Genomic DNA, 12730 nt, shown 5'->3' with positions numbered 1-12730 from the left:
TCTTTCATATAGAATAAAATTAATAATATCATGGAAAAGCAGGTGAAACAATGGAAGAGCCACATCTACATAAATTGTTTATCGGGAAAGTGAAACGGGTAGGTAAAGAAAATGCGGAAAATCCGTTGGAAAGACCATGGGAGACAGGGATATTTAAAGGAGAAACAAAAGAGCCGACCTGGCTTAGTGAAACTGGTTTCATTGGGGATGAAGTTGGTGATAAGAAGAATCATGGCGGACCGGAGAAGGCTGTTTTTTGCTACCCGATCAAGCATTATACGTATTGGCAGGAGAAATATGACCATGAAGCACTCGTGATGGGTGGCATGGGGGAAAACTTTGCAGTGCTTGAAATGGATGAGTTCAGTGTATGCATTGGTGATACGTACAAGGTCGGGGATGCGGTCATTCAAGTTTCACAGCCAAGGCAGCCATGCTGGAGACCCGCGCGCCGTTTTCAAATTCTAGATCTTGCTCTTCAAATTCAGAACACAGGAAGGACAGGCTGGTATTTTCGTGTGCTTGAAGAAGGGAATGTTGAAGCGGATAGTCCCATCGACTTGATGGAGCGCCCTTATCCGCAGTGGTCTGTTCAAGCTGCCAATGAAGTGATGCATTTTAATAAAGATGATTTAAGACTTGCTGATGAACTTTCAACTTGCGAGTTGCTGGCTGAGAACTGGGTGAATCGTTTAAGAAAGCGACTGCGCGGACAAGAATCGGGAATTGAGCGACGTGTTTTTGGCCCGAATAAGGAATAGGTTGGGAGTGGTAAGATATGGAGATATTGTTGAATGAATTGAAACTAGATGCCCAGAATGTTAAAGAAGATATGAGGGAAGATAAAGATAAGGTACGGAAATTTATCGCATTTGACTTTAAAGTCCATAGTGACGCCTATCATGATGTAACGACGGAACTATATAAAAATGATTTTCTAGTCCGGGTGCCAGAGATGGATCTTGAGTTTCAAGCAGTGATTCATAACTATTCGACTTCCGTTACAGATTTATATGTGCAAGATGCGGTTGGGGATTTTAAATTGGAACTAATTGAAAAATAATACGATAGAATAGATGTTTTCCGAGGGGGAATGGCGATGCTTGAAAATGCGTTAATCATGGTGGCAATTATTTTTCTAATCAATGTCGTCTATGTATCCATGTTTACGGTGCGGATGATTTTTACATTAAAAGGCAAGCGATATATAGCGGCGTTAGTAGGTATGGTCGAAGTTGTCATCTATGTCATCGGATTGGGATTGGTGCTTGATAACTTGAATGAGATCCAGAACTTGATTGCTTATGCGCTCGGTTTTGGACTTGGTGTCATTATCGGATCGATGATTGAAGAAAAGCTCGCACTTGGATATATCGTTGTAAATGTAACTTCCTCCAATCCAGATATTAAGTTCACCCAACAGATTAGAGAAAAAGGGTTTGGTGTCACGAGCTGGTATGCTTATGGGATGGAAGGGGACCGTTTGGCGATGCAAATCTTGACGCCGAGAAAGTATGAACTATCCTTATATGAACTTATTCAAGGGATTGATCCAAAAGCATTCATCATCTCTTATGAACCGAAACAAATTCATGGCGGATTCTGGGTTAAACAAGTTAAGAAAAGTAAGATTCAGAAGCACCATGAAGAGCTTGTGGAAGAACATGAGAAGGAGAAAAAGGAAGAATGAGGCTATATACACTATGATATCTGCGAAGTGGCAGCTATCATAGTGTTTTTTATTGTTTGTTGTTTTCCGGTAAAGTGAAACTTCATTCAGTGGGGGAATTATAAACCGTTCATGTGTAATAAAAATAATATAAAAGATTTATGGGAAAGTAATATTTAATTAACTGAATGAATTTCATAATTACCAAAGTCGGCTTTCCCATCACCATATGTAGTTGGGAACGAACCAACTACATATGGTGATGGTGATACATTAAATACGTTTTATGAAATTCATTAAACTTCCCATTCAATCAAAATAAATGCAGCATTGGGAGATTGGGAGAATAAAACCCCAGTGTTTTAGCCGCATGCCTTGTCAAGCTAAGAGTACTTGATTAATTTGGACTGTTCCATCAATTATGAGTTCCAAAAGTTGAGCAAGTTAGTAAAGTGGGACAAAGGCTCTGACCCCATGTCTCAGAAAATAAGCAAAACCCGAACGTTAATAGATAAAGCTAATTTATCGTTCGATTTCTGTTGATTTTTGTTTGTTATTTTGATATGCTTAACGCAGAAAAAGTGAATAAAAAACCTCATATATTTCATGGAGAATATGGCTCCGAAGTTTCTACCCTTGACCGTAAATCCAAGGACTATGAGGGAAGGTGGATCATTATGTAAAATAATGATGAATGTTATCTGTTCGAAAGTCTATCATCTTCTCTTATATGTGGAGAATTGGATAGACTTTTTTTAATCTTGATAGAAAGTAGGGGGTTTCATGGCTTTAGTAGGTGTAATCATGGGAAGTATCTCCGATTGGGAAACGTTGGAACATACATGCAACGTACTTGAAGAATTAGAAATTCCGTATGAAAAAGAAGTGATTTCAGCACACCGAACTCCGGATGATATGTTTGAATATGCAAAAAATGCCCGGAAGCGCGGACTGAAAGTAATTATCGCTGGAGCGGGTGGAGCGGCACATTTACCAGGGATGGTAGCCTCGCAAACGAATCTTCCGGTTATCGGCATACCGGTTCAGTCGAAAGCGCTAAACGGACTGGATTCCTTACTATCGATTGTGCAAATGCCTGGTGGCGTACCGACTGCGACTGTAGCGATAGGAAAAGCCGGAGCAACGAATGCGGGAATTCTAGCGGCGCAGATTATCGGAGCATTTGATGGAGAAACAGCGGAAAGATTAGAAGATTATCGGAACGGAATGAAAGAAAAAGTAGCGGAAATGAGGGAAGACCTTGCAGACAAATAAAGTGATCCTACCACCGAAAACAATCGGAATTATTGGCGGCGGACAGCTCGGTCGCATGATGGCAATCGCGGCCCGCTATATGGGCTATAAAATCGCTGTCCTAGACCCGACACCAGATTGTCCGACAGCCCAAGTGGCAGACACACAAATTACGGCAGCGTATGATGACATGAATGCCATCAAAGAACTGACAAAAATTAGTGATGTCATTACGTATGAATTTGAAAATGTTGATTTAGAAGCAGCGACGTATATTGAATCCCTTGGTAAATTACCTCAAGGTGCCCTCGCACTTGAAGTTACACAGAACAGAGAGAAAGAAAAAACAATAATGAAAGACCTTGGTCTTCCGGTACCGGATTTTTCCATCGTAAGGAATGGAGAAGAAGCTAAAGCTGCTTTAGAAACGGTGAATCTTCCGGCTGTTATTAAGACATGCCGTGGCGGTTACGACGGAAAAGGCCAGCTGAAAATCGAGACGGAAGCGGATAAAGAAGAAGCAATCCGATTCGCTAAAGAACAGAAGCATTGCATCATTGAAGAGTGGATTTCCTTTGATAAAGAGATTTCTGTCGTGTTCTCTCGTACTGCAACTGGTGAGATAAAGTATTTCCCGATTTCTGAGAATGAGCATCGCGACCATATTTTATATAAAACGACCGTGCCGGCTGCAGTGAGTGAGGCGGTTCAAGACAAGGCCTATCACGCGGCGAGACTGCTCGGGGAGAAGATGGAAATCGTCGGAACCTTTGCAATCGAGATGTTTGTGAACGGGGAAGATATCTACTTAAATGAAATGGCACCAAGACCACATAACTCTGGTCATTACAGCATTGAAGCATGCAATGTGTCCCAGTTCGATCAACATGTACTTGCAATTTGCGGGCTCCCGTTAAAGGATATCGAACTATTACAGCCGGCAGTGATGGTGAACGTGCTCGGTGAACATGTCGAAGGATTACTCGAACATATGCAAGAAAGTTCGGCCGGTCATAGTCATTTATATGGTAAAGCTGATGTGAAAGAAAAGCGGAAGATGGGTCATATCACGTTTGTCGCCAAAGATGAGCAGGCAGTATTGAGCCAAGTTGCGGCTTATCAAAACGAGAAGCAGTAAATTTCCAAACACGGAGGGAAAAGGAATGAGCAATAATTCAATTACAAACGAGCAAATTGAAACGGAAAAAATTTATCAAGAAATGGGGCTGACTGATGAAGAGTTCCAACTTGTAAAAGAGAAAATGCAACGACTTCCGAATTATACGGAAACCGGAATTTTTTCCGTTATGTGGTCAGAGCATTGCAGCTACAAAACATCAACACCATTATTAAAAAAATTCCCGACAAAAGGCGAACATGTCCTTCAAGGTCCTGGTGAAGGGGCGGGCGTTGTTGATATTGGTGATGAGCAGGCGGTTGTCTTTAAAATCGAAAGCCATAACAGCCCTTCTTACGTTGAACCATTCGAGGGTTCGGCTACAGGGGTAGGCGGAATTTTACGTGATGTATTTTCGATGGGGGCTAAGCCGATCGCTGCACTCAATTCCTTGCGTTTTGGAAAGTTAGATCAGGACCGGACCAAATGGTTATTCTCTGAAGCAGTTCGCGGGATTGCGAATTACGGAAATACGACTCGAGTTCCAACAGTTGGCGGGGAAGTTCAATTCGATGAAAGCTATGAAGAGAATCCGCTTGTCAATGCGATGGTCGTCGGACTAGTCAACCATCAGGACGTACAAAAGGGAGTAGCATCAGGTGTTGGTAATACCGTCATTTATGCTGGTGGAAAGACTGGAAGGGACGGAATTCATGGTGCCACATTCTCCTCTGACGTTGTAGGGGCGGAAGAAGATCATACGTCAGCCGTAGCGATCGGTGACCCGCATATGGGGAAAAAACTGATCGAAGCTTGTCTGGAAGTCATTCATTCCGATGCGCTTGTCGGAATCCAGGATATGGGAGCAGCGGGCCTCACATCTTCAGCAAGTGAAATGGCCAGTAAAGCAGGAACTGGAATGGAACTCGTTCTAGATCACGTCCCGCAGCGGGAAGAAAATATGGATGCGTACGAAATGATGTTATCGGAATCCCAAGAGCGCATGCTGCTTGTTGTGGAACAGGGCCGGGAACAGGAAATCCTCGACATCTTCCAGAAACATGATGTAGAAGCAGTTGCCATCGGTGAAGTACTTGAAGAAGAAGTTTTCCGAATTAAACATAAAGGTGAAATTTATGCGGAAATCCCAGTTGCGGCATTGACAGATGACGCACCTGTATATGAGATGCCTTCGAAAGAACCGGAAAAATATCGTGCCTTACAAGCGCAGAAAGTTGCAATTCCAGCTGACTTGAACCACAGTGAAATGCTTCGGACTTTATTACAGCAGCCGACGATTGCAAGTAAGGAATGGGCATATAAGCAGTACGATTCTGAAGCGCAAGGGAACACGATTGCAGGACCGGGCCTTGATGCAGCAGTTGTGAAGATTGACGGAACGGATAAAGCAATTGCAATTACAACAGACTGTAACTCCCGTTATCTCTACTTAGATCCGAAAGTGGGCGGACAAATTGCGGTTGCTGAAGCCAGCCGAAACATTATCTGTACCGGTGCGAAGCCACTTGCGATTACGGACGGGTTAAACTACGGAGACCCGACAAAGCCTGAGAATTTCTGGCAGATGGAACAGAGTATCGATGGTATCCGGGAAGCTTGTCTAGCACTCGAGACGCCGGTTATTAGCGGAAACGTCTCCCTTTACAATGAGTCAAAAGGTGAAGCAATCATGCCGACACCAATTATCGGAATGGTCGGTTTACTGGAAGATACGAAATATTTAACGCCAAATACGTTCCAAGCAGCAGGAGACATAATCTATCTGATCGGGGAAACGAAAGCAGAGTTCGGCGGAAGTGAACTGCAGAACGTTTTAGAAGGTGCGTACGCAGGTAAAGCTCCTGAAATAAACTTAGAGACTGAAACAGCAAGACAGAAACAGATTTTAGAAGCAATTCGTGCAGGGGTTGTAGCATCAGCTCACGATATTTCAGAAGGTGGATTTGCTGTTGCACTTGCGGAATCAGCATTTACGGATGAAGGATTAGGGGTATCTGCCCGTCTGGAAGGGGACGTGACAGCTGCATTATTCAGTGAAACCCAGTCGCGCTTTATTCTCTCTGTTAAAGAAGAAAACAAAGAAAAATTTGAAGAAATTGTCCGTGACGTAACTGAAATCGGAACAGTCACAGCTGACGGGACTTTTGAAATTCAAGTAAACGGCCAAGCAATCATAAAAGAAAATGTAGACCAACTCAATACGCTCTGGAAAGAAGCAATCCCGGCGCTATTGAAATCTAGAAGCTAAAAGAGGAATCACATTATGTTTGGAATTTGGGGACATACCCATGCTGCTGAGCTTTCCTATTATGGACTGCATGCTCAGCAGCATCGGGGACAAGAAGGGGCAGGCGTCGTTGTCAGTGATGGAGAAGAACTGAAGCTTCATAAGGGGTTAGGACTTGTCAATGACGTATTTAAGCATGCCAATTTTCAGGAATTTACAGGGAAAGCAGCAATCGCCCATATCCGTTATTCGAAACACGGAGATAAAAATCGGGCGGTCGATAGTGTCGAGCCACTTGTCTTTCACTCACGTTCAACGAGTATAGCGATTGCCCATAGCGGCAACATTGTCAATGGTGAAAAACTGCGCGAGGAACTGGAAGATAACGGGAGCATTCTGCAGACCGCAACGGATTCAGAACTCCTCGCCCATCTAATTAAACGTTGTAAACAAAAGTCGAATGAAACAGCGATTATCGAAGCTCTCCAGCAGTTGGAAGGAGCTTATACATTTTTAATTATGGATCAAGATTATATGTATGTTGCAACCGATCCTCATGGCATCCGTCCCCTATCGATTGGAAGACTAGGGGAAGCTTATGTTGTAGCTTCAGAAACGAGTGCTTTTGATATCATCGGGGCGACCTTTGAACGGGAAGTTTTGCCTGGTGAATTGCTTGTCATTGGTGATGAAGGATTGAAGTCTGTACGATTTGCCATGCGGGAACAGCGGCGTCTCTGTGCGATGGAATATGTCTATTTGTCCAGGCCGGATAGTGATTTAAATCAGGTGAACGTCCATGCTTCAAGGAAACGAATGGGGATGGAGCTCGCGAAAGAAGCACCAGTGGAAGCTGATGTTGTGACAGGGGTGCCGGATTCCAGTATCTCGGCAGCGATTGGATATGCAGAGCAAATCGGCCTGCCGTATGAAATGGGAATTATTAAAAATCGTTATATCGGTCGGACATTCATTCAGCCATCCCAGGAGCTAAGGGAGCAAGGGGTGAAGATGAAGCTTTCACCGGTACGCGGAATTGTCGACGGGAAGCGGGTTGTCATGATCGATGATTCGATTGTACGTGGAACAACGTCTAAGCATATCGTAAGGCTGTTAAAAGAAGCAGGGGCTAAGGAAGTGCATGTCCGTATTGCTTCACCTGCGATACAGAACCCTTGTTATTATGGAATTGATATGTCGACGAGAGAAGAATTGATTGCCGCCAACAACTCGCTTGAGGAAATAGCTGAGCTGATTGAAGCAGACAGCATCGAGTATCTCTCGGTCAAAGGCATGAAGCAAGCAATCGTTCGGGAAAGATCAATTCATCAAGGGATTTGCCATGCCTGTATGACAGGGGAATATCCGGTGCCAATTTTAGACAAAAGAGAAGATCCATCTTAAATAGGTTGTTCAAAAAGTCCGGTAAAAATGACACTTCGTGAAAGGGAGGTTCTACTAAGACCGTTCACGTCCTGTGGACAACGTAGAACTCACCACTTCCTGTGGAAGCTCGTTGGCTCGTTTTTCCGCTCCTTATGTACCTACTAACGTACATTCCGGTGCCGGGAGCTTTCGCCGCCTCGAATTTCGACGCACAGGATGTGCTAGTGTCGGCGTTGCAACAAGACGTTGCTTATTTAGCCGACCTCGATCCTTTTTATCCTCCTTTTTGAACACACACTTAAATAATGAATAAGGAAGTGTAATCATGTCAGATGTATATAAGAAAGCAGGCGTCGATGTGGAAGCCGGCTATGAAGCGGTAGAACGGATGAAGAAGCATATTAAGAAAACAACACGCCCGGAAGTGCTCGGCGGAATCGGTGCATTTGCAGGATTATTTGACCTATCGAAGTTTTCCTTTAATGAACCGGTTATGGTTTCCGGAACAGATGGTGTCGGGACAAAATTAAAGCTTGCCTTTGAAATGGATAAGCATGATACGGTAGGAATTGATCTTGTTGCGATGTGTGCGAACGATATCGTTGCTCAAGGTGCAGAACCATTATTTTTCCTTGACTATATTGCATGCGGAAAGAATAATCCGGAAAAAATCGAACAGATCGTAGCTGGTGTTGCGAACGGTTGTGTTGATGCTGGAGCTGCATTGATTGGCGGGGAGACAGCGGAAATGCCGGGAATGTACAACGATGAGGAATACGACCTTGCAGGCTTTGTTGTCGGAATTGCGGAAAAATCAAAGCTTGTTACCGGTGATCAGATTGCTGAAAGCGATGTGCTCATTGGGCTCCCGTCCAGCGGAATCCACTCTAACGGCTATTCGTTAGTGCGCAAAATTGTCGCGGATCTTGATTTTGCTCAAACATATGAAGGTCTTTCAAACCCACTAGGTGAAGTGCTTTTAACACCAACGAAAATTTATGCAAAACCAGTTGCAAAAGTGCTGGAAAAGCTGACGGTTAAAGGGATTTCTCATATTACCGGTGGAGGATTTTATGAAAACCTGCCACGAATGCTACCAGCCGGCTTAGGAGTGGATGTGAAACAAGGCAGCTGGGACATCCCGGAAATCTTCCCATTCTTAGAACAAAAAGGTGCTATTCCAGAGAAAGAAATGTACGGTATATTTAATATGGGGGTCGGCATGGTGCTTGTTATGGAAGAGAAGGATGCGGAAGCTGCAGTTGCAATTTTACAAGAAGCCGGAGAAGAGGCCTCTGTTATCGGTAACGTAACCGGTGAAGAAGGAGTGCAATTTTCCTCATGAGTAAGGTGAAGGCAGCTGTATTCGCATCTGGTACGGGGAGCAATTTCCAGGCGATGCTGGATGAGGACGATTTTCCGTGTGAAATTGTTCTCCTCGTCAGTGATCAAGAGCAAGCAGGAGTTTTAAAGAAAGCAATGCAGCACGGTATTGAAACATTTGTCTTCTCTGCAAAGGATTATGAAAGCAAGGAAGCATATGAAGCGGAAATAGCAGAGCAGCTAAAACGGAAGGGGATCGAATGGGTTTTCTTGGCGGGTTATATGCGGCTCATTGGTCCGACACTTCTTCAGGCATATGAAGGGAAAATTGTAAACATTCATCCATCTTACTTACCCGCCTTTCCGGGGAAAGATGCAATCGGGCAGGCTTTTGAAGCAGGGGTTCGGCAGACGGGGGTAACCGTCCATTTCATTGATGAAGGGATGGATACCGGACCGATCATCCGTCAAGAAGCTGTTTCAATTTTAGCAAATGATACGAAAGAAACATTACAAAAACGGATTCAAAAAGTGGAGCACCGTTTATATCCGCAAGTCATTAGAGAGTTAATACAGAAGTGAGGGATTTTCATGGGAAAAAGAGCGTTAATCAGTGTCTCTGATAAAACAAATATTACAGATTTTGCAAAGGAATTAGAAAAACTTGAGGTTGAAATTATTTCAACTGGGGGTACGTTACAAGCGCTTAACAGTGCAGGAGTAAAAGCTATCGCAATTGATAAAGTGACAGGATATCCGGAAATTATGGATGGCAGGGTGAAGACATTACATCCGAAAGTACATGGTGGGCTACTTGGAAAACGATCCAACACGGAGCACATGAAGGAAATGGAAGAGAACGAAATTGAGCCGATCGATATTGTCGTCGTCAACCTCTACCCATTCAAAGAAACATTACAGAAACCGGTCGTGTCAAAGGAAGAAATCATTGAGAACATCGATATCGGCGGTCCGACGATGCTTCGTTCCGCAGCGAAAAATTTTGAGGATGTACTTGTTGTCGTCGACCCGGAAGATTATCCGCGGGTGCTTGATGCTTTGCAGGAGGACGATACATCGAACGAACTTCGCCAGCACTTAGCGGCAAAAGTTTTCCGTCATACAGCAAATTATGATGCAATGATTGCAGGTTATTTTGCGGGAGAAACAGGGGAAGAGTTCCCGGAAACTTATACCGTTACATATGAAAAAGTTCAAGATTTACGCTACGGGGAAAATCCGCACCAGAAAGCAGCTTTTTACCGTGCACCGCTAGCTAAGGGGATTAGTCTTGCTGGAGCGAAACAGCTACACGGAAAAGAGCTTTCTTACAACAATATTCAGGATGCGAATGCAGCACTTGAGATTATTGGGGAGTATGAGAATGCAGCAGCAGTTGCGGTAAAACATATGAACCCGTGTGGAATTGGAGTTGCTGCTAATCTGCATGATGCATACGAACTAGCGTATGATGCGGATCCGATTTCGATTTTCGGTGGAATTGTTGCACTTAACCGCGAAGTCGATCAAAGAACAGCGGCAAGTTTAAGTGAAATATTCCTTGAAATCATTGTAGCGCCAAGCTTTTCAAAAGAAGCGCTGGATATTCTGACAGAAAAGAAAAATATTCGCTTGCTTGAAGTGGATATGTCAGAGAATAAAGAAGTGACCCACAAGCTGACAAGTGTTGGAGGCGGTGTGCTTATTCAACATCAAGATACTGGGCAAGTTACAGCAGACGAGCTCAAAGTTGTAACGAAAAAGCAACCGACAGAACAAGAAATTGCTGATTTGCTATTTGCTTGGAAAGCAGTGAAACATGTGAAGTCGAACGCGATTGTGCTCGCGAAAGATAACCAGACAATCGGAATTGGAGCAGGTCAAATGAACCGAGTAGGATCTGCGAAAATTGCAATTGAACAAGCAGGAGAGAAGGCGAGCGGATCGGTGCTTGCGTCTGACGCATTTTTCCCAATGCCGGACACGGTGGAAAATGCGATTAAAGCAGGGATAACAGCAATCATTCAACCGGGCGGATCGAAACGTGACCAGGATTCGATTGATGTCTGTGATGAGTACGGTATCGCCATGGTTTATACAAATATGCGTCATTTCAAACATTAATTGAATTTCGGGAATAGAGGAGAGTAGCGATGAACGTATTAGTTGTTGGCCGTGGTGGCCGTGAACATAGCATTGTTACAAAGCTAAAGGAAAGCGAGCAGGTTACAAACATTTTTGCAGCACCGGGTAACGCGGGAATGGCAGGAACCGCTGCATGCGTGGCCATTGATGAGATGGATATTGCCGGGCTTGTAGCTTTTGCGAAAGAAAAGAAATGTGACCTTACTGTCGTTGGTCCGGAAAATCCGTTGAACGCGGGGATTGCCGATGCCTTCCAGGAAGCTGGCTTAAAGATCTTTGCTCCGACAGAAGCGGCAGCTCTTCTAGAAGGCAGTAAAAGTTTTGCAAAAGAGTTTATGAAGAAATATGATGTGCCGACTGCCGATTATGCTGTTTTCAATGATGTGGACGAGGCGAAAGCATATATTAAGGAAAAAGGCGCGCCGATTGTGGTAAAAGCAGATGGTCTTGCTGCTGGAAAAGGCGTTATTGTTGCGCTGACGGAAGCAGAGGCGGTTCAGGCGGTTGATGAAATGCTAGTATCAAAAGCCTTTGCAGAAGCTGGTGCGACTGTCGTTATTGAAGAGTTCCTTGATGGGAAAGAATTTTCTCTCATGGCTTTCGTAAAAGAAGATAAGGTGTTCCCGATGGTGACAGCGCGCGACCATAAGCGTGCGTTTGACGGAGATGCCGGACCGAATACAGGAGGAATGGGGGCGTTTGCTCCGGCTGACGATGTGACAGAGAAAGATCTAGACTTCGCGATGGAGCATATTTTACTCCGGACGGCAAAAGGGATGATTGCAGAGGATCGTCCTTTTACGGGGATTCTATACGCAGGTCTCATTATGACGCAGGAGGGACCGAGAGTTATTGAATTCAATACGAGATTCGGTGACCCGGAAACACAGGTCGTTCTGCCGTTATTGAAAAATGATTTATACCAAGTATTCATGGATGTGATTGATGGTGTGGATCCTGAGCTTGTGTGGGAAGAAAAAGCTTGCCTCGGTGTTGTTGTAGCCTCTGAAGGCTACCCGGGTGCCTATACGAAAGGCATTGCTTTACCAGCCTTGCCAGATGGAAAAAATCCATTTACCGTCCATGCCGGCACGACGCTGGAAAATGGTCAGCTTGTTTCAGATGGTGGGCGTGTGCTTCTCGTTGGAGCTGTTGCGGATACGCGAGACGGTGCGGCAGACCTCGTCTATGAATCAATGGGTGCACTCAAAGATTCAAAGGACTTCTTCTATCGTAAGGACATTGGTAAACTATAAACGAACTGGGACAAGGGATCTGTGATATGCTCCCTTTATAGTAGACAGAGAAATAATAAAAGATCTCTACTACTATAAAGGGAGTTTTTATTATGTCTGAGAAAGTAATGAAACACACATTGGATGAAAGGGTTCAAGCTGTATTGTGCGTGCTAGAGGGGGAGCTGCCTGATAGTATTGTTGCAAGAAAATACAATGTTAGCGACACTACCATTCATGCTTGGATGCGCAAATATCAACTACATGGTGTAGAGGGCTTAAAAGAATCAACGAGCCCGAAAACGTACCCTAAAGAATTGAAGATGCAAGCAGTCGAGTTTTACTTGAACCAT

12 protein-coding genes and 1 riboswitch are annotated in these 12730 nt (G+C 44.2%); all 12 genes read left to right on the top strand.

All coding sequences use genetic code 11. The annotated features are described in order from the left end of the window. Window positions 1-50: 50 nt before the first annotated feature. The gene (locus LZD48_RS07570; RefSeq protein ID WP_235762136.1) at window positions 51-761 is read left to right on the top strand and encodes an MOSC domain-containing protein; all 711 of its coding nucleotides are present in this window, start codon (window positions 51-53) and stop codon (window positions 759-761) included. Between the two features lie 17 nt (window positions 762-778). Beyond that, entirely contained in the window at window positions 779-1063 is a 285-nt protein-coding gene (locus tag LZD48_RS07565; protein WP_235762135.1) for a DUF3219 family protein, read from the top strand. 36 nt (window positions 1064-1099) lie between these two features. Beyond that, entirely contained in the window at window positions 1100-1690 is a 591-nt protein-coding gene (locus LZD48_RS07560; RefSeq protein WP_235762134.1) for a DUF2179 domain-containing protein, read from the top strand. Window positions 1691-2244: 554 nt separating this feature from the next. Beyond that, window positions 2245-2347, top strand: a riboswitch (purine riboswitch). 105 nt (window positions 2348-2452) lie between these two features. Then, window positions 2453-2944 carry a 5-(carboxyamino)imidazole ribonucleotide mutase gene (gene purE / locus LZD48_RS07555; protein WP_235762133.1) on the top strand — a complete coding sequence of 164 codons (492 nt, stop codon included), beginning with the start codon at window positions 2453-2455 and terminating at the stop codon, window positions 2942-2944. Next, complete coding sequence (purK, locus tag LZD48_RS07550) at window positions 2931-4061, top strand: 5-(carboxyamino)imidazole ribonucleotide synthase (RefSeq protein WP_235762132.1); 1131 nt, start codon at window positions 2931-2933, stop codon at window positions 4059-4061. Before purE ends, purK begins: the two co-directional genes overlap by 14 nt. A gap of 25 nt (window positions 4062-4086) precedes the next feature. Beyond that, window positions 4087-6309 (top strand): phosphoribosylformylglycinamidine synthase subunit PurL, encoded by a 2223-nt coding sequence (purL, locus tag LZD48_RS07545; RefSeq protein WP_235762131.1) that lies wholly within the window; start codon window positions 4087-4089, stop codon window positions 6307-6309. A 15-nt stretch (window positions 6310-6324) separates the two neighbouring features. Then, a complete protein-coding gene (purF, locus tag LZD48_RS07540) occupies window positions 6325-7692 on the top strand; it encodes an amidophosphoribosyltransferase (protein ID WP_235762130.1) in 1368 nt (455 codons plus the stop codon). A gap of 307 nt (window positions 7693-7999) precedes the next feature. Next, window positions 8000-9019, top strand: a complete 1020-nt coding sequence (gene purM, locus LZD48_RS07535) for a phosphoribosylformylglycinamidine cyclo-ligase (protein ID WP_235762129.1) — start codon at window positions 8000-8002, stop codon at window positions 9017-9019. Next, window positions 9016-9579, top strand: coding sequence for a phosphoribosylglycinamide formyltransferase (gene purN / locus LZD48_RS07530; protein ID WP_235762128.1), 564 nt, complete (start codon window positions 9016-9018; stop codon window positions 9577-9579). The genes purM and purN overlap by 4 nt, the downstream gene beginning before the upstream one ends. Window positions 9580-9588: 9 nt before the next feature. Next, window positions 9589-11121, top strand: coding sequence for a bifunctional phosphoribosylaminoimidazolecarboxamide formyltransferase/IMP cyclohydrolase (gene purH, locus LZD48_RS07525; RefSeq protein ID WP_235762127.1), 1533 nt, complete (start codon window positions 9589-9591; stop codon window positions 11119-11121). 29 nt (window positions 11122-11150) lie between these two features. Further along, complete coding sequence (purD, locus tag LZD48_RS07520) at window positions 11151-12398, top strand: phosphoribosylamine--glycine ligase (protein WP_235762126.1); 1248 nt, start codon at window positions 11151-11153, stop codon at window positions 12396-12398. Between the two features lie 92 nt (window positions 12399-12490). Further along, window positions 12491-12730, top strand: a 240-nt coding sequence (locus tag LZD48_RS07515; protein WP_235762125.1) for a helix-turn-helix domain-containing protein, incomplete at its 3' end; no start/stop codon positions are given.

It is taken from the genome of Oceanobacillus alkalisoli (genome assembly GCF_021556485.1).
GTDB lineage: Bacteria > Bacillota > Bacilli > Bacillales > Amphibacillaceae > Oceanobacillus > Oceanobacillus alkalisoli.
The sequence above is the reverse complement of the archived record's forward strand: the minus strand, read 5'-3'. Positions and strand labels throughout refer to the sequence as shown.